General features: G+C 60.2%; 14 protein-coding genes and 1 tRNA gene. 9 read left to right on the top strand and 6 right to left on the bottom strand.

Going from position 1 to position 18,572, the window contains the following annotated elements; genetic code table 11:
• Positions 1-5 precede the first annotated feature (5 nt).
• Entirely contained in the window at positions 6-1,664 is a 1,659-nt protein-coding gene (locus CQ019_RS10930) for an ABC transporter ATP-binding protein/permease (RefSeq protein ID WP_105553408.1), read from the top strand.
• A 19-nt stretch (positions 1,665-1,683) separates the two neighbouring features.
• On the opposite strand, the gene CQ019_RS10925 is transcribed toward CQ019_RS10930, so the two are convergent.
• Genes CQ019_RS10925 through CQ019_RS10915 form a run of 3 tightly spaced genes read right to left on the bottom strand, consistent with a single transcriptional unit; the run spans position 1,684 to position 5,570 of the window.
• Positions 1,684-2,295 carry a TetR/AcrR family transcriptional regulator gene (locus CQ019_RS10925; RefSeq protein WP_105553407.1) on the bottom strand — a complete coding sequence of 204 codons (612 nt, stop codon included), beginning with the start codon at positions 2,293-2,295 and terminating at the stop codon, positions 1,684-1,686.
• Positions 2,292-4,622, bottom strand: coding sequence for a YhgE/Pip domain-containing protein (locus CQ019_RS10920; protein WP_105553406.1), 2,331 nt, complete (start codon positions 4,620-4,622; stop codon positions 2,292-2,294). The genes CQ019_RS10925 and CQ019_RS10920 overlap by 4 nt, the downstream gene beginning before the upstream one ends.
• Positions 4,623-4,625: 3 nt before the next feature.
• On the bottom strand, positions 4,626-5,570 hold the full coding sequence (locus CQ019_RS10915; protein ID WP_146113360.1) for an ABC transporter ATP-binding protein: 945 nt from the start codon (positions 5,568-5,570) through the stop codon (positions 4,626-4,628).
• Between the two features lie 219 nt (positions 5,571-5,789).
• Here CQ019_RS10915 and CQ019_RS10910 point away from each other — a divergent pair, with 219 nt between their 5' ends.
• The 6 genes from CQ019_RS10910 (at position 5,790) to CQ019_RS10885 (ending at position 14,043) form a co-directional block, all read left to right on the top strand.
• Positions 5,790-7,718 carry an ExeM/NucH family extracellular endonuclease gene (locus tag CQ019_RS10910; RefSeq protein WP_105553404.1) on the top strand — a complete coding sequence of 643 codons (1,929 nt, stop codon included), beginning with the start codon at positions 5,790-5,792 and terminating at the stop codon, positions 7,716-7,718.
• Positions 7,719-8,094: 376 nt separating this feature from the next.
• On the top strand, positions 8,095-9,426 hold the full coding sequence (locus CQ019_RS10905; protein WP_105553403.1) for an ABC transporter substrate-binding protein: 1,332 nt from the start codon (positions 8,095-8,097) through the stop codon (positions 9,424-9,426).
• Positions 9,427-9,485: 59 nt separating this feature from the next.
• Positions 9,486-10,646 (top strand): carbohydrate ABC transporter permease, encoded by a 1,161-nt coding sequence (locus CQ019_RS10900; protein WP_105553402.1) that lies wholly within the window; start codon positions 9,486-9,488, stop codon positions 10,644-10,646.
• Complete coding sequence (locus CQ019_RS10895; RefSeq protein ID WP_105553401.1) at positions 10,639-11,523, top strand: carbohydrate ABC transporter permease; 885 nt, start codon at positions 10,639-10,641, stop codon at positions 11,521-11,523. The genes CQ019_RS10900 and CQ019_RS10895 overlap by 8 nt, the downstream gene beginning before the upstream one ends.
• Entirely contained in the window at positions 11,523-12,941 is a 1,419-nt protein-coding gene (locus CQ019_RS10890) for a GH1 family beta-glucosidase (protein ID WP_105569679.1), read from the top strand. The genes CQ019_RS10895 and CQ019_RS10890 overlap by 1 nt, the downstream gene beginning before the upstream one ends.
• 82 nt (positions 12,942-13,023) lie before the next feature.
• Positions 13,024-14,043, top strand: a complete 1,020-nt coding sequence (locus tag CQ019_RS10885; protein WP_105553399.1) for a LacI family DNA-binding transcriptional regulator — start codon at positions 13,024-13,026, stop codon at positions 14,041-14,043.
• Positions 14,044-14,113: 70 nt separating this feature from the next.
• Here CQ019_RS10885 and CQ019_RS10880 read toward each other — a convergent pair.
• Positions 14,114-14,187 (bottom strand) — tRNA-Arg (locus CQ019_RS10880).
• Positions 14,188-14,377: 190 nt separating this feature from the next.
• Here CQ019_RS10880 and CQ019_RS10875 point away from each other — a divergent pair.
• A complete protein-coding gene (locus CQ019_RS10875) occupies positions 14,378-15,613 on the top strand; it encodes a sensor histidine kinase (protein ID WP_258133560.1) in 1,236 nt (411 codons plus the stop codon).
• Between the two features lie 95 nt (positions 15,614-15,708).
• Complete coding sequence (locus CQ019_RS10870; protein WP_096285386.1) at positions 15,709-16,383, top strand: response regulator transcription factor; 675 nt, start codon at positions 15,709-15,711, stop codon at positions 16,381-16,383.
• 16 nt (positions 16,384-16,399) lie between these two features.
• On the opposite strand, the gene CQ019_RS10865 is transcribed toward CQ019_RS10870, so the two are convergent.
• Entirely contained in the window at positions 16,400-17,326 is a 927-nt protein-coding gene (locus tag CQ019_RS10865) for a hypothetical protein (RefSeq protein ID WP_146112460.1), read from the bottom strand.
• A gap of 11 nt (positions 17,327-17,337) precedes the next feature.
• Positions 17,338-18,567 carry a pitrilysin family protein gene (locus tag CQ019_RS10860; protein WP_105553395.1) on the bottom strand — a complete coding sequence of 410 codons (1,230 nt, stop codon included), beginning with the start codon at positions 18,565-18,567 and terminating at the stop codon, positions 17,338-17,340.
• Positions 18,568-18,572: the final 5 nt, after the last annotated feature.

Here is an 18,572-nt window from a genome sequence, read left to right as displayed (position 1 = left end):
GCCCAATGACCGGCTCGCAGCCAGTAGACCCACCCGCCAAGGAACCTTCGCTCCCGGCGTTGCTGGCGCCGGGGCGACGCGGGCTGTTGGCTGCCCTGCTGGCGCTGGCACTGGGTGTCGGGGTGCTGTCCATCGCCATCGCTTGGCAGGTAGGCCAGCTAGCTTCGGCCTTCAGCCTCGGGGCACTGTCCTGGGTCATCGTCCTGTCCCTGGCATTTTTCTGTGCGAAGTTTATCGAACGAGTGCTGGCCGAAAGGCTTGGCCAGCACTATGTGGCTCAGCTGCGCGGATCATTGATATCGCATGCCCTCAAGGCTCGCCGGGGACCCTCGGTGGGGATCACCGTGGCGCGTTCAAGCAATGACCTGTCCTCCATCCGCAATTGGGTCACCCAGGGAATTGTGCCGTTGATCGCGGGCATCCCGCTGATCGTTTTCGCCGCGCTCGGCTTGGGAGCCCTGCACCCACTGCTGGCCGCGGCGCTGGTACTTCCGGTCCTGCTGGAAGTTGGGTTGCTCGCGTTCTTGGCCCGAGGGGCCTTGCGCACCGCACGAGTGCTGCGCAGGCACCGGGGGAATCTTGCGGCACGGATCGCCGACACGGTCACCGCGGCCACCACCATCGCCGCGGGCGGAGGCGTGCGCCGCGAGGTCGAGCGAGTCGACCGAAGCTCGCAGAAAGTCGTTCAGGCCGCCGTGGATCGCGCAAAGTATGCCGGCGCCTTGCGGGCCGGATCGCTGACGGTGCCGTTGTTGGGCACCGCGCTGGTGGTGGCTGCCGGCTCCTGGGCGGGCCTTGGCGCGGGGACCTTGGCCAGCGCCTTGACGTTGATGGGGATCTGCGCAGGGACCATGGGCGAATGGGGGCGCATCGTTGAGTACCGGCAAAACTATCGAGCCGGCCGACGGATTATTGCTCCGCTGCTGCACGCAGAGAAATCCTGGAGCATCGCGGAGCAGAAAATGATCTCCACCCGAGAGGTGAAGGACCTGAACCGCAAAGAAATCACCGTGCGGATCCGTCCCACGGCACCGGGCTTGGAGAACTGGCCGGTGCTTCGAGCGCACGCAGGGCAACGGATCCAGGTGGTGGGGCCCGGGGCAGAATCCGGAGCACTGCTCGAATCTTTGGCCACCGGCAGGATCACCGCCCACGGCGATTCGCTCGGCGGGTTGTGGATCGCCGAGGGACGCAGCGAGGACCTTCCGGCTACCGAACGACGTAAGCTGATAGGCGCAGCGTTGAGTTCCATGGTTCCCGAACGCGGCACCATCATCCGTGCGCTGACCTACCGGCATCCGGGGTCTTCGGTGAAACGCGCGCTGCGCGTGGCCGCCGACTGCGGGCTAGAGCTCGGCCCGCTCCCCGCCGCGGAGCGCACCATGTTGCGTCGTGGGGGAGAACCTCTGGACTCCGCACAGCGCGCCTGCCTGATCATGGCACGCGCCCTGCTGAGACAGCCGCCGGTATTGATCCTCGACCCGGTGCTCAACCGCCTGCCGAGCGCCGCCCGCGAAGCGGTGATTCGAAAACTCAACGAATATCCCGGAGTGGTGATTTTCCAAGGAGAAATTCCGGGGCTCGAAGCAACCGGCACGTGGCAGGCACCGCTGCGCGTCGGAGCCCATGCCGAGAACCCGGCCCCGCTGGAAGACGCGGAATAGCCAAGCCGAGGATGCTCGCCTAGGACGCCACATGCTGGTGGGTGGCAAGCAAACCGTCAACGCTGTACAGCACCGCGTTGAGGGTGGCTTCGCGATCGGCCACGTTGTCCGAAACGGTGCGCATACGTGCGGAGAACAAGGCCGCGCCGAAGATCGCCGTCGCGGCTGGCTGCTTTTCCTCGGGAGCCAGGATGACCAGGCGATCCAAGACTTCAATGAGGGTCGAGGTGACCCGTGAATACACCGGGGTAATCTGGTCGCCCCAGTCGCTTTCGGGCCGCAGCTGTTCGCTGATCCAGATTTGCGCGAATGACGGGTATTTCTCGACGAATTCAACGGCGATAGTGGCCATTGCCCGCAAAGCCTCGCGGGGGTCGGGCTTTGCCGCGGCCTGATCCAGCTCGGCGACCAGCATATCGGCACCGAATTCCAGAACCTGGCCGATCATCTCGTCCTTGGAACCAAAGTTGTAATACACGGTCCCCTTGGAGACCCCTGCCATTTGCGCGATCTCGTCCACCGACACGGCGTTGGGGCCACGGGCGCCGAGCAGCTGCATCGAGGCCGCGAACAGGCGCTTCTTGGAGGCGGTGGCCCGCACGCGGGGCCGCCCGCTAGGTGGTGTGGTCATACCGTCAGCTCCGGTTGTAGCGTCTTCAACGTCCAGGTCTTGTGCTTGCGCACCGCTAGGAAGCTCAACAGCAGACCCAGCAGCGTGTAACCGATGACCGGGAGGATGGTGGCGCCGAGCATTCCCAAGTCTGCACCATACATCACATGTCGCAACGCCACCACGACATTGCTCATCGGCAGAACCTGGTGCAATACCTGCAGTGGTGCCGGCAACGTTTCCCAAGGGAACGTGCCGCCAGCGGTCACCAGCTGCAGGACCATCAGCAATAGCACCACAAACTTACCTGCAGCACCCAGCAAGGCGCAGATTCCCTGGATCAATGCGCTGAAGCACAGTGCGGCGAGAAGGAACAAGCCCAAGGTCAACCATGGGTGTGCGGGTTCCAACCCGACGGCGAACACCACCACCGCGTAGAGCGCGGTGCACTGGATGAGCGAAATGAAAGCAAAGGGAAGCCATGCGCCCAACGCGATCTTCCAGCTGCTGCCGTTGGAAGCCAACGCACGGTTATTGACCGGGCGCATCACCTGGGTGAGGATGAACGTGCCAATCCAGGTAGCGAGGGTCATGAAGAACGGTGCGAGCCCCGCACCATAGGCGCTGGCCTCGGATTGCGCATGGGAGTTCACCCGCAGCGGGTCACCGATGACGTCGGCTAATTGCGCCGAAGTTGGCGAGTCGGGGTTTGGCACCTGGCCCACACCGCTGTCCAGGCCCTCGGATAGATCGCCCGAGCCGTCTTGCAATTCGCTTGCGCCATCGCCGAGCTCGCTGACTCCTTGGTCCAGCGTGATAAGTGAATCGTGCAAGGTGGTGGTTCCGGCGGCCAGGTCCTTGGCCCCGGCATCGAGCTTGGCGCTGCCTTGGGCCGCGTCTTCGGTACCTGCTAGTGCGGATTTCTGGCCTTCTGCCAGGGTGGAGCTTCCCGAAGCGAGCTTTGCGGCTCCGTCGGAGAGTTTGCTGCCTCCATTCGCGGCGGATGAGATGCCATCGGCAAGAGCGGGAACGGCATCGTTGAGCTTGCCGGTGCCTTGGGCCAGGGTGTGCAGTCCGGAAGCCAGCTGCTTATTGCCGTCGGCAACCTGTTCGGAGCCATCGGCGAGTTTATCCAGGTCGTTTTGCGCCGCGGTGAGTTTCACGTTGACGTCTTTGACCTTGGAGTTCAACTGCTGGGTGACCGTGGAATTCTCCACGGTGGATTGCAGCTGAGTGCCGATCTGGTCGGCCTGCGCCTGGGTGAGCGTTCCGGATTCGACCTGCCGTGCAAGGAACGCGTTGGTGTTTTGCTGCACCTGGTCCAGCCGGGATTCGGCATCCGCCTGCAGATCCCGGATGACCGCAATTGCCTCGTCGGCCGTGGCGCTGAGCTCGGCGTTTCCATTGGCTACCTGACGCGATCCGGCGGCTAGTTGATCTGCCGAGGCAGCGGCCTGCTGGGCTCCGTCGTTGAGCTTGGAAACCGAGCTGGGCAGGGGGGCCGTCTTTGACTCCAGGGTGTCTAGCCCGCTGCTGAGCGTTTTCGCCCCGGAATTGAGCTCGGCGCTGCCACTGGCCAAGTCATCTGTGCCAGCTACGAGCTTGCCTTGCCCGTCAACGAGTTTCTTGAGGCCGCCGGATAGCTGGCCGGTACCGTCATGCAGGGTTTGTGCGCCAGCTTCAAGTTCGGCGCTGCCGGTCACGAGCTGCGTGGTGCCGTCTTGGAGGGTGAGGACCCCATCCGAAAGAGAAATCGTGCCGTCGTAGAGTTTCTTCGCGCCATCGGCCGCCTCGTCCATCGAATCGTGGATGTCGACAAAGCCGGCAATCATCCCTTCGGCGGTTTCGGTGCCGACTTCTTTGGAAACCGAATCACGCACTTCATTGGCCAGGGTCTTTGCGAAATTGCCAGCCATGAAATTATTGGCGTCATTGGTAGTTAGCTCCAGATTTGCCGCATTCGCGCTTTTCAGCTCCGCCGGGGAAGTCAACGAGGCGGAAAAGTCTTTCGGAATGGTCATCGCGAATGCGTAGTCACCGTGCGCAACTCCGTCCAAGGCGGCTTCTTGCGAGTCGACTACCTCCCAGCCGAAGGTGGAGTCTTCGAGCAGGGAATCAACAACTTCGTCGCCGACATTTGTGGCTTCACCCTCGCGTTCGGCGCCTTCATCGAGGTTCACCAGAGCTGTTTTGACGCCATCCAGATTCGACTGCGGATCCCAATTGCCATAGAGGTAGAGGGCTCCGTAGAGCAGCGGTACGCAGGTGACCGCGATCAGTGCCAGCTTTGGCAAGGTTCCACGGGTCATGCGCTTGAGCTCGGAGAGAGCTAGGCCCAGAGTCGTCATGAGTTAGTCCTTAGTCGTGGGTGGTTCAAGTGGAAGCTCGGCTTCCTGGGAAGGCAGAGCTACTCGCGCTTCGGCGGCCACGGTTTCCCCCTCCGGGGCTTGGCCTTGCTCGGCCGGAGCTTCGTCGGAAGAGGATTCGTCCGAAGTATTTTCCGCCGGGTCTGCCGCCGGCAGTTCCGCCATCTCGGTGCTGGGTTCAGGGTGCTGCGCGAGCGGCGCCCGGCTAGTTTCCGCGTCTTCAGCCTCAGACCCGGTAGCGGAATCGTGCACCGGTAGTGCTGAATCCAGCTGTGGAACTTCGTCGGTAAACGAAGCGTTTTCTGGCATGTCTTGGGTTTGCCCGATGAAGGCCACCGGCCCATCCCAGCAATCTGGAATGCGTGAGACCACGGCAATAACCGCGAGGTTCCGGCGAGTTCGGGTAAACCGCTCGAGGGTTTCCAACCAGCTGGTTTCTTCGATGCCATGGCGGTCGGGGGAGTCGAAGACCAGAGCATCAACGTCATGGTTCTCTAATGCCAAGCGCGTGAGCAAGTTGATGCGAGTCAGCGCATCGACCGCGTCGATCCAGCTGCTGGCGATGTCTTCGAAACCATGCCGAGCCAACCATTTCTTGCTCCGGGCGCGGCGCCAAAGGGGTGCAGGCACCAAGGAGAGGTCTTCGCTGACAACATCGCGAACCTTCAGATGGGCCTCTGGTTCATTGATCTGGGGTGCGTCGAGTAGCGCGCTGTGTGAGCGTATTTCCTTGAGTCGTGAAGCGCCATCCCAACTCAACTCACCTGCGCTGGGCTTCATGCGGCCGGAGAGCATCAACGCGGTGGCGGTGCGCGCGCTCTGCGAGTCTGCGACGACGAGCAGCAGCGAACCGCGGTTGGCTGTCAGCGAGGTGGCATCGACAAGTTGGCTGTGGCGCCCTTGGAAGCTCATTGAATTAGCAATTAACACACTTCCACACTAATTGAACTGACCGGTCAGTTCAATTAGTGTGCTAGTTTCTTTGCTCACCTCTGGACGTGACGTGGCTCATGGACTTGGATAGTTCATGGACCAACAACCGGTCGCTGTTTATAGATTCACCAAGAGTTCATAACTGGCTGATTGAATCGTTTGCGGGTCGACCGCGCGCTACCGCGCTGCGGTACTTACAACGAATTAGGACTATCCATGAAGAAGCGCGCTACAACAGCGTTCGCGGCTACCTGTTTGGGTGCCGCGCTGGTGACCGGAACGATGGCTCCAGCCTCCGCCGTCGAGCCCGAAGTCGAGCTGACGTCCATCGAAGAAATCCAGGGCACCGAAGATGCTACCGGCATGGCTGGCCAGCAGGTCAGCGTCCGAGGAGTAGTAACCGGCGCCTACCCCGAAGGCGGCATTCGCGGTTTCTATGTGCAAACTGCAGGCTCGGGAAGCGAAATTTCCCCGGCCGGAAGCTCTGCAATCTTCGTATATTCTCCCGGCGGCGTGGGCAAGGTAGCCGTAGGTGATCACGTTCAGGTCTCCGGCGAGGTCAGCGAATACTACGGCATGACCCAAATCAGTGCCTCGGACCAAGCGGTCGAGGTGCTGGTCGAACCAGCCGAAGCCATCAAGCCTTTGGCCATCGACATCCCGGCAGCCGATGCCGAGCGCGAGCGTTTCGAGGGGATGCTGATGGATCCGCAGGGACAATGGACCGTGGCCGACAACTACCGGCTGAACCAGTACGGTGAAGTAACCCTTGCCGAGGGAACCAGCTCAATTATCGAGGGCGAGCGCACCTTGCGCCAGGCCACCGACGTCTTCGCTCCTGGAAGCGACGAAGCCCAGGCGCTGGAGGCCGAGAACCAGGCCCGTGAGCTGGTCTTGGATGACGGGGCCACATTGAATTTCCTGGGGGCGAAGGCGAACAAGCTCGTCGAGCTGCCGTATATCTCCGCGGATCAGCATGTCACCGTGGGCAAGCAGGTGAGCTTCACCGGCCCGGTAATCATGGATTACCGCTATGATTTGTGGCGCCTGCAGCCGCAGGGGCAAATTGTCGGTGCCGAGGACCCGGATATCCCGGTGAGCTTTGAGCAGGTCACGCAGGATGCCCCGGCAGCCGTCGGCGGCAACGTGAGCGTGGGCAGCTTCAACGTGCTGAACTACTTCACCACCACCGGCGATCAGCTTGATGGGTGCAATTACTATACCGATCGCGAAGGAAACCCGATTTCGGTACGAAGCGGCTGCGATGCTCGCGGTGCGGCCAGCGCCGAAAGCCTCGAGCGCCAGCAGTCCAAGATCGTCACGGCGCTGAACAAATTTGATGCCGACGTGGTCGTGCTGGAGGAAATCGAGAACTCCGCCCGCTTCGCTCAGGACCGCGACGCGGCGCTGAAGATCCTGGTAGCTGCCTTGAATGAGGCTTCAGGGCAGGAGCGTTGGAGCTTCGCGCCAAGCCCCGAAGAACTGCCAGCCGATGAAGATGTCATTCGAACCGCAATGATCTATCAGCGCGACGCGGTCAAGCTGATCGACGAGTCGGTGGTCTTGGACGATGCGGCCTTCGACAACGCGCGTGATCCACTGGCCCAGGCATTCCAGCGCGTGGGCGGCAATTCGAAGACTCGCTTCCTCGTGGTCGCCAACCACTTCAAGTCCAAGGGGTCCGATCCAAAAGACGGTTCGGCCAATGCCGACCAGGGCGACGGCGCCGGAGCATGGAACGCAGCGCGCGTGGAGCAGGCTCACGCGGTAGTGCGTTTCGCCGAAGGGCTGAAGGATTCGCGCAACACCGACAAGGTGCTGCTGGCCGGCGACTTCAACTCCTACTCGGCCGAGGATCCCATCAAGGTGATGACCGATGCCGGCTACGTTAATCTGGGTGCCGAAGCGAGCACTCAAAGCTACCTCTTCGGCGGTCGCACCGGTTCGCTTGACCATGTTCTGGGTTCGGCCGAAATTGCCGACAAGGTCACCGGAGAAACGATTTGGAACATCAATGCCACCGAATCGGTCGCCTTTGAGTACAGCCGCTACAACAACAACGTCGCCCAGCTGTTCTCGCCTGACCAGTTCCGCTCCTCGGATCATGATCCGGTGCTCGTGGGGCTGCAGCTGAACAAGAAGTAGGCCTTGAAAATCCGGCGGGCCCACTTGGCTCGCCGGATTCTCTTTGCACTGATTTATTTTCGCGACAGCGTGCCGCCATGTTCTGCAAATCCTAATTTGACCTGTGGGCTTTGCTAGGGCCGATGGCACCATGGAACGTCAGGGGTGACGGGCTCTGGCGGTGGAATGCAAATTCGTTCTTGACATCGCCTCGCAATCGGGCAGAATAATGGAAGGTGATTTGTGAGAGCGCTCACACGGGTTCGATTCAAGCGCTTTTATACTTCATGGCACGGATGGAAACTCGCAAGAGTTGGACACTTGTTTTATTTTGAGAGCGCTCTCATTTTGAATGTGCACGAGTCTCTCGAAACCCGCACTCACACCTGGAGACCCCATGAAAACCTCGCGCAAATCGAAGCTCGCGCAGTCGGCAGCCCTGCTCGGCACCATTGCCCTGCTGGCCACCGGATGCGGCGGAGCAGATAACGCGGCCGATGCCGAGCCTGCCTCGGTGGATAATCCGGTCACCCTGACCGTGACCACTTTCGGCACCATGGGCCTGGAAGCCCTGTACGAGAAATACGAAAAGGAAAATCCTGGCGTCAGCATCGAGGCGACGAATATCGATACCGGTGGAAACGCCCTGGTTGATTGGAAGACTAAACAAGCCTCGGGTGCGGGCCTGCCCGACCTCCAAGCCGTTGAAGAAGGCTGGCTCGGGCAGGTAATGGCCGTTTCCGATTCCTTCACCGACCTGCGCGACTACGGCATAGAAGATCTCAAGTCACAGTGGGTCGATTGGAAGGTCGAACAGGCCACCGACGCCGAAGGGCGGATCATCGGCTACGGCACGGATATCGGTCCAGAAGGACTCTGCTACAACACCAAGCTGCTAGAACAGGCAGATATGCCGGCAGAGCGCACCGAATTCGCGGAACTCATCGGTGGTGATGATGCCAGCTGGGAGGCCTACTTCGCAGCCGGCAAAAAATATGAGGAAAAAACCGGCAAAGCCTGGTTCGACCAGTCCGGGTTCGTCTGGAATGCCATGGTCAACCAACTCGATGAGGGCTATTACAAGTCAGATGGTTCGCTGAATATCCAGGGCAACGCAGAATTGAACGAACGCTGGAAGCAGCTGGCAGGGGCTGCCGAAGCAGGGCTCTCGTCGGGGCAGACCCAGTGGGACTGGGGTAAAGGCCAGGCTTTCCTGGACGGCTCTTTCGCCACTATGCCCTGCCCAGGCTGGATGTTAGGAGTAGTCAAGGGACAGGTTGAAGGTGCTGGTGGAGATGCATCCTCTGGTTGGGACTTTGCAGATGTCTTCCCTGGCGGTCCGGCAAACTGGGGCGGAACCTTCTTGACCATTCCCGCCACCTCGAAGAATCCAGCCGAAGCGGCCAAACTCGCCACCTGGCTGACCGATGCGCAGTCGCAGGCAGCCGCCTTTGAAACTGCCGGGACATTCCCCAGCAACCTCGAGGCTCAGGGTTCCGAACAGGTCACCGGAAGCAACGAGCTGACTAAGTTCTTCAACGATGCTCCCATCGGCCAGCTCCTGGCAAACCGGGCCGAGGGCGTGAAGGCACAGTTCAAGGGGGCAGATGATTCGGTCATCCAGGAGCAGGTCTTTGGCCCGGCAACTATCGCGTTGGATGGCGGCAAGGACGGCCAAGCCGCGTGGGATGAGGCCATGTCGACGCTGACGAACTTGGACATCAAGTAATCACCATCTGTAGGCCGGCCGGCAATGCGGCCGGCCTATGCGGAAAGAGAATCCGATAAATGAGCATCTTGACCAACAACGCTTCGGGCACCCCAGGTGCCGCGGCGCCGACGGGGGAGCAGCCCCCAGGCAAAAGGCACCGCAGGGCTGATCCGGCAGCCGGGAAGAAAACGCGCCGGCGTCAGCGTTGGGGACGGCTGGACTTCAAATACTCCCCGTATCTATACGTTTCACCTTTTTTCATTCTCTTCGCCCTGGTGGGGCTCTTTCCGCTGGTCTACACCTTCGTGGTTTCAATCAATGACTGGGACCTACTCGGGGGAGCCGGTGACTGGGTAGGGCTGGAGAACTACGCCGCAGAACTTAGCTCACCACTGTTCTGGAATTCGCTGTTCAACACGTTCAGCATCTTCCTGCTCTCGGCGATTCCCCAACTGCTCGTGGCCACCTTCATCGCAGCCATGCTGGACCAGAATATTCGTGCCAAGACGTTCTGGCGAATGAGTGTGCTGATTCCCTATGTGGTGACTCCGGTGGCCGTGACGCTGATCTTCTCCTCGGCCTTCGACGAGAAATATGGACTCATCAACAACCTGCTCCAAGTGATCAACATCGATCCGGTGGCGTGGAAGAGCGAGGTACTTCCCTCGCACTTGGCTATTGCCACCATGGTGAACTGGCGCTGGACCGGTTATAACGCGCTGATCCTGCTGGCAGCCATGCAAGCGGTGCCACGCGAACTGCACGAGTCCGCCGCGCTGGACGGAGCGGGGTCGATGCGTCGGTTCTTCTCCATCACGCTGCCGAGCATTCGCCCCACGATGATCTTCGTGATCATCACCGCGACCATCGGTGGCCTGCAGATCTTCACCGAACCGAAACTATTCAACGCCAGCAGCTCGGTGCCCGGCGGTCCCGAGCGCGAATACCAAACCACGGTGCTCTATCTCTGGGATCTGGCGTTCAACCGCGGCGACTTTGGCCGTGCATCTGCGGTCGCCTGGATGCTGTTCTTGATCATTATCGTGATCGGCCTGATCAACTTCGTGCTTTCCGGTTCCATTGCCTCTGCTAGCGAAGGGGGAAGCCGCAAGCGGCGCCGTGCGCAACGGCTGGCGCACCGAAACGCCGTGCGGCAAGCAAAAGCCAAGGTCGCCTCGAAGGGTGAAAGGTTAACAGACGCAGCAGCGAGCCCGAAGGACGGGGATTCCCATGACTAGCACCTCCTTGGACCGAACTGTGGAAGCCGGGAAGCCTGCAGCCAAACGCAAAAACTTCTCCATGGATCGCCGCCCAGGCTTTCTCACTTACGGGTTGCTGATCGCGTTCTTCCTCGGGAGCACCTACCCGCTGTGGTATTCGATGGTGATTGGTTCGAATACCGGGGCGGTATTCGCCTCGACGTACCCACCACTGCTTCCCGGAGGTTCGTTCTGGACGAATGCCGCCGAAGTTTTCCACACCATCGATTTCTGGGGCGCACTGGGAAACAGCATTCTCGTCTCCTCGGTCATCACGATCTCGGTGGTGGCATTCTCGACACTGGCCGGATATGCGTTCGCAAAGTTGCGCTTCCGCGGACGCCAGGGGCTGCTGGTTTTCGTGATTGCCACCCTGGCGGTGCCGACCCAGCTGGGGATCATCCCGTTGTTCATGGTGATGAAGGAATTTGGCTGGACCGGATCGCTCGGTGCGGTCATGGTGCCCACCTTGGTCACCGCGTTCGGAGTGTTTTTCATGCGCCAGTATTTGGTGGATGTCGTGCCAGATGAGTTGATCGAGGCAGCCCGAATCGACGGTGCCAGCATGATCGGTACCTTTTGGCATGTAGGAGTACCCGCGGCCCGTCCGGCGATGGCCATCTTGGCGCTCTTTACCTTCATGACCGCATGGACCGACTATCTGTGGCCAATGCTGGTCGCACCCCAAAACCCCACCTTGCAGGTGGCATTGAGCCAACTGCAATCCGCACGCTATGTGGACTACACGATCGTGATGTCCGGTGCGCTGATGGCAACCATCCCGCTGCTGCTGCTTTTTATAGTGGCGGGTAAACAACTTGTATCCGGAATTATGGCAGGAGCTGTAAAGGGCTAATGACAACCCACTTATCAGAGAATTTCGCTTGGCCCAGAGAATTCCTCTGGGGCTCGGCCACCGCGGCGGCGCAAATCGAAGGCGCCAGCCACGCCTACGGTAAAGAAGACTCCGTCTGGGATGCGTTCGCTCGCAAGCAGGGGGTGATCGCCGGCGGCGACAACCTGGAGACTGCGGTGGACCACTACCACCGGTACCGAGAGGATGTCGGGTTAATGCGTGAGCTCGGTCTGGATTCCTACCGCTTCTCCACCAGCTGGGCGCGGGTGGTTCCCGGCGGGCGTAGCGTCAACCCCGAGGGCCTGGATTTTTATTCGAGGCTAGTCGACGAGCTGTTGGAGCAGGGAATTCTGCCCTGGCTGACGCTGTACCACTGGGATCTGCCGCAGGCCCTCGAAGAGCAGGGCGGCTGGGCCAACCGTGACACGGCCTATAAATTCGCTGAGTATGCCGAGCTGGTTTACGCAAAGCTCGGTGACCGAGTCAAGCACTGGACGACCTTTAACGAACCGTTGTGTTCTTCGCTCATCGGTTACGCAGCCGGGGAACACGCACCGGGACGCCAAGATCCCGCGGCGGCTTTGTCGGCCGTGCACCACCAGCACCTCGGACATGGCCTGGCGGCAAAGCGTTTGCGTGAACTCGGCGCCCAAGAGCTTGGCATCACGCTGAATCTGACCAACGCGGTGCCAAACGATCCAACGGACCCGGTGGATCTGGAAGCGGCCCGTCGTATCGATGCGCTGTGGAACCGGATGTTCTTGGATCCCTTGCTGCGCGGTTCCTATCCCGAAGACCTGCTCGTAGACGTGGATGGCTTGGGGCTGGCCGAGGTCATTATGCCAGGGGACCTCGAGATCATTCATCAGCCCATCGACTTTCTCGGGGTGAACCATTATCACGATGACAACGTGTCGGGGCATCCGCTTGGCGAAGGCGAGCCGGAGGCGGTTGTACCAACTGATGCGCCGACGTCCTCGCCTTTTGTAGGAAGCGAATATGTCAGCTTCCCGAGCCGAGACCTGCCGCGTACTGCGATGGGTTGGGAAGTTAATCCGCAGGGCCTGCGGATACTGCTGAACCGGTTGCAGACCGAATACAAGGATCTTCCGGCCTTGTACATCACCGAGAACGGAGCCTCCTATGCCGACGAACTGTCAGCGGACGGAACCGTGGCCGATGTCGAACGTCGTGAATACGTTTTTAGCCACCTGGATGCTGTTGCCGGTGCCATCCAAGACGGAGTGGACGTGCGGGGCTACTTCCTCTGGTCCTTGCTCGATAATTTCGAATGGGCCTGGGGCTATCAGAAGCGATTCGGCATCATTTACGTCGACTATGAAACCCAGAAACGCATTATTAAGGACAGCGGCAGGGCCTACGCGGGACTAATTGCCGCCAACCGTACAATGGCATAGCACTGGTGCGTGGCGCTTAGCCAAGCGCCACGCACCACACGCTAGTCACAAGGACCCGCCCAGCTACCGCAAAGAAGTAACGATGCCCGAACCACGCAAACAACAGCCGACGCTGGAACAGGTTGCCGAACGTGCAGGAGTCTCCAGAGCCACGGTGTCTCGCGTGGTCAACGGGTCGGACAAGGTCAAGGCCGATGCGGCGCGGGCAGTGGAAAAGGCCATCGCGGAACTGAACTACGTCCCGAATCGGGCGGCCCGTTCCCTCGCACAGGGTCGTACCAATTCCATCGCGTTAGTCATCCCCGAAAGCACCGCGAAGTTCTTCGCAGACCCATACTTCGCTGCGGTGATTCAGGGGGCTGCGATGTACCTGAGCACCACCGAATTCACGCTGTCCCTGTTGATCGCCACCGAGTCTGACCCCGCGAAAACCAGCCGCTACCTACGCGGCGGAAACGTTGATGGGGCGTTGATCCTTTCGCACCACGCGGATGACAGCTCATACAGCGAACTGGCCGGAGCGTTGCCGTTGGTCTTCGGCGGCCGCCCCATGAGCAACGAAGACGGCGACGTGTTCGTCGTTGACGTAGATAACGCGGCCGCGGCACGGGAAGCAACTGAAGCCATGCTCAAAGCGGGTCGCAAATACCCGGCGGCGATCTCGGGACCGCAGAACATGGGTGCGGCCCTCGACCGCCAATTGGGTTTCGAACAGGCGGTGCACGCCGCCGGTCTTGGCGTTGCCGCGGTTGCGGTGGGCGATTTCACCCCGGGCAGCGGAGAAACCGCCATGCGCGATTTGCTGGCCAGCGGCATAAAAATCGACTCGTTGTTTGCCGCCAGCGCGCAAATGGCCTTTGGCGCGATGAAGGTGATCGCTGAGGCGGGGCTTTCCGTGCCGAGAGACATCGCCATCACCACCATCGATGATGATTCATTTGCGCGCAATGCCTCGCCTGCGTTGACTACCGTGGCGCAGAATGCGGAAGAGCAAGGAGCCAAAATGGCGGAGGTTGTGGTGCAGCGCATTAATGGTGAAATGGTGCCCGAACGAATCATCATGCCAACAAAGCTGATTTTGCGCGGGTCCCACGGCGGCTAAATAAGTGCTTGGAGTTAAGCAAACAGTTAACCAAAAAATTCCCACTCCGGAGAGTGGGAATTTCAAATTGTGCGCCCAGAGGGATTCGAACCCCCGGCCTCCTGTTCCGTAGACAGGCGCTCTATCCAGCTGAGCTATGGGCGCATATTTAGTTGTTTTTCGCCTTGACGACTCCAATGACTTTACACCAGATTATCCGAAGGGCAAAAGCCGGAGAGGTCAAAGTGTGGCGTTTCACATCGGCCGTGGTGAATGTCGCCTGGGTCCGTCAAAACTGCCTTGGGTATGCAACCAGTGGAGCGTGCTTGAGTGCTGAAATGACACAATAGCTGGTGTGAATACTTGGACTGCATGGACTGGTGAAATTAAACCGTTACCTGGCGGGCGCCTCGGTCGTTTTGTCCCGCTGGCGCTTGCGCTGTTCATGTACGCGGGTGATGTGTGGCTGGGGACAGCCGGCTACCTCGCAGAACTTGGCGTGTTGTACCTGGCTTTTCCGTACCTGCCCCTGGCGGCTTTGTCGCTTGGGGTCCTGCCAAGCATTGCCGCATGGTTTGTGGGGTTGCTGCTTATCGCGGCGGTCGGTATGCCCGGGGTCTTATTGGCCAGCATGGTTTTTCCCTCGGTATTTGTCATTGTGCTCTCCTGCTATTTGCTGCCGTGGCGGGCGGCACTCGCTTTTCCCTCCGCAGCCATGGGCATGTTGTTCCTGCTGTATCTACTCTTGCCGGAGGTGGAGCTCCTGGCGGTCATGTTGCTGTGCGGTTTCGGCGTCATGTCGGCCGTGGCCGGGTTGAGCCTGAATGTCTATCGCCGGAAGAATGAAACGAGCGCCAAACGAATCAGGGATCTGGAAGTCGAACAGGCGAGAATTCGCTCCGAGGAACGAACGCAGCTCGCTCATGAGCTGCACGACATTGTTGCCCACGATGTCACGATCATGGCTATGCAAGCCCGTCGGGCCGAGTTCGTCAACGACCCGAAGAAGACTGCGGAAATCCTCGCTGGAATTGGCAATGCCGCGCAGCAAACCCTGCAGGATCTTCGCAGCCTTGTCGTCTTGCTGAAAACGGAAGCCAACGAAAATGAATTTCAGAGTCCCTCGGGGCTGGAAGCAGAAGAAGGCCAACAGATCTTGGAGTCCGATGAACTTTCCGGGGAGACCACTACCGCGGTAGGGCTGGTACATGATTTGGACAAGGTCATGCAAGCGCTCAAACGGGCCGGATTCGACGTGGCCTTCGCGCTAGAAGGCGAAGTAGCGCGTATTCCGGCGAGTTTGCGCCAAGCCCTTCGGCGAACCATCCGGGAACTGGGAACCAATATCCTCAAGCACGCGAATCCTGACGGAGCAGTGGAACTCCAGCTCCGTATCCGGCCAGACCGCGTATTGCTCAGCTCGACAAATGATATTGGACAGGGCACTCCCATCATGTCGTCGCAGACAGGTTTGGAAGCGATGCGCGCACGCTGCGAGGTATTTGGCGGCACCGTGGAGACCAGCGATTCCACCGGCCGCTGGTCGATCGGCGTAACTATCCCGCTTGAAAGCTTGCCCGCTACCGGATAACGACGGCAACCATGCAAAAATAGTGACCAGATGCGCTATCACCGTACGCGCATGAGAACCAAGTGCGTGGACTACCGCCAAGCGAGGAGTTATCAGTGACAACAGTGCTGCTTGTGGATGACGAGGCCTTGACCCGGGAAATTTTGCGAGATTATCTCTCCTCAGACCCCACCATTGAAATCGTCGGCGAAGCATCCAATGGGAAATCCGCCGTGGTCCAGGCGGCCTCGTTGCAGCCCGAGGTCATCTTGATGGATATGCAAATGCCGGTCATGGACGGCGTTGCGGCAACAGCCCAGATCCACCAGAGCAACCCTGAGATCGCGATTCTCGGTTTGAGCACTTTCGCCACCGACCGATATGTGGTGGACCTGCTGCGTGCTGGTGCCTCGGGCTACATCGTCAAGGATGCTAAGCCCCAGGAAATCACCGATGCGATTAATAAAGTGGCAGCCGGTGAGTCCATTCTGTCGCCGCAAGTGGCTCGACATGTGGTCAGCGGGCTGGCGAACTCAATCCCAGCCGAAGTCGAAGCCGATGCAGAACTGATCGATGCCCTGACCGACAAGGAACTGGAAGTCATCAAGCTTCTCGGGCGGGGCATGAGCAACAAGGAGATGGCCACGGAACTTTTTGTCACCGAGTCAACTATCAAAGCTCGCTTCGTGAAGGTTATGGAGAAATTTGGTGTGCGGGACCGCGTGCAGATTCTAGTCAAGGCCGTGGAACATGGGCTTCTGGACATGAAGCCGGGGTCACGCGCACGCTAGGCGCAACGCCGGTAGCTTAGGATTTGCCGAGCACCGCACGCGGGGAGCGCAACAAGCCTTCCAACGCCAATTCGAGGTCGGCGTTTGCGACTTCATTCACCTGCGACTCGGGATTCAGAATCAAGTCGCCACCCCAACCCATGACCTCGTACTGGGCCAGCGCCCGAACCAACTCCACTGGTGAGCACCAGGCACGATTCAGATTGGCGATCGCAAACTGCTTGATTAGCAGCTCCTCATCCCGGGTCACCCGCAGGCCAAGATCTGCGACCGCGTCCAGCGTTGATTCCAAGGAGCCCAGCGAGTGGTTCTCCTGAGCAATGACCTGCCACATGATCGCAGGCTGGCGGTCCTTCAGGACGCGCCTTATTTGAATCAATGCAGCGTGCCCGGCCTGTTTCGTGGCCTTGGGCAAAAGCGCGACTGGACCTCCGGACAAGGTGGCAAGGGCCAAAAAAGTGGCCGCCGAACCGAGAGCCGCGGAGGGGTCGGCACCTGTAACCGTGATTTGTTCATAACCTTGGGTAGTCGTTCGCTCCAGGCGGTCCGAAAGCCCCGGGTTGTCTTTGCTTTCGAGGTGCCCGAAAAGTTCTGCACCGGGTGCTGCTAAGTTTTCTAGCTGCGCTTGCGGCCCGACCAGCGCCAGGGCGGGAGCGCCGGCCAAATCCGGGTCGATTTGCTGGGCATGCTCGGCGAAGGTTTGGAGCCACCGCTCCGCACCGCGCAAGGGAAGTGCTGCCGTCACATTGACTGCTCCAGCGCTGACCGCCCAGTCGTGCCAAATTGTTCCGGAATTCGAGGCGCAGACTCTGTCGGCTACCGCGCGCAGGGTTTGCTCCGCTTCGGAGGAACGCCGCTGATCGGTGCGCCAAGCCAAACTGACTAGGGTGAAGTGCGTTCGGTCATCTGGTATGGATCGGACGGGAGGGAATGCGCTGTTCACGGCTGGGACTCCTATGCGGGTTCAAGGGTCAAATGGTGGTGCTGCTGTGCAGCGAGACGTTTAGCCGAGGTTTGGAGCGCAGCGCGCAGGCCGGGCACATCGCCTAAGCCGTCGCGTAGTTTTTGCACTAAACCGGCCGCGAAACCGGGGGCATCTCGCAGCAAGATATCGCGGGCCACGGCGCGGGCGAACCGTTGGTCGTCATGCACAAGTTTTTCGGCGGTAAATAGTGCTCGCTGGCCGGCACGCAGCAATAGGTCATCATCGCAAAACCTCAGGGCAGCGAGGCGTTCGACAGGTTCGATTCCCGAGTTTGTGTCATCAACCAACACAAAGAGATCGTTGTGGACACGGTCGCCTGGGCCAAACATGCCCGCGCTGGCATCCAATCCTGAAGGCAGGGACAGCATTGCTGCGGCCAGCAGGTCTCCCAAAATTTCGGAATGCACTCGTGGTGCCGGCGCACTGCGGGTGGCTACGAGCAGGCGGGGGCGCTGCAGTCCTGGAACGGTTACGGTGCGCCGGCTGGCCGTGCGGAAAATGGACTCCTGCGCGGGCGGCACCGCCGGGGCCTCGGGGGTTTCAGTGGGCAGGGCATCTTGCAGACTCTGCAACATGTCCGCCGGTTCTTTGGGCCCGAAAGCGACCATTACCGCGTTGGAGGTGCGGTAATGGCGTGCGTGCAGCTCGCGCAACCGCCCTCCGGTCGCGCGCCCGAGGAGGTCGGCGTCTCCCGAACCGTCATGGGAATTTGCATGATCTTGCCAGCAGTGCGCCGAAAGATGCGGCCAAGGCAGAACGCCGCCGGGCGCCGAGGCGAGGCGGCTAGCGCGCTCAGTGGCCACGGCAGTGACCTGTGTGGTGATCTGTTCTTCTCTGAGCCTTGGGTAAAAGACCTGGTCCGCGATCCGCCGAGCCATGTCGTCAATCTGGTTTACCGGAGCAGTTTCATAGAATTCGGTGTAGTCCATATGCGTATGACCGCCGAGGACCCCGCCGGCGTGGAGCACCTGCAGTTCACGGTCCGCTCCGGTGATCGTGGAACTGTCCTGATAAATTAGGTGTTCCAGCAGGTGCATCATTCCCTCTTCGCCTTCCCGCTCATGACGCATTCCAGCGGCGACGCCCAGTACTACCGAGGCATTGCGCGTTTGGGGAGCATGAACGGCCGCTATGCGTGCCCCCGATTTCAGCGAGCGGAATTGTATGTGCCGTGTGCTGGCATCGATACGGGTGAGCAAGGCCT

The sequence above is a fragment of the Arthrobacter sp. MYb229 genome (assembly GCF_002975405.1).
Taxonomy (GTDB): Bacteria; Actinomycetota; Actinomycetes; order Actinomycetales; family Micrococcaceae; genus Glutamicibacter.
Note: the sequence above shows the minus strand (reverse complement) of the source record. Positions and strands in the feature narration are given on the sequence as shown.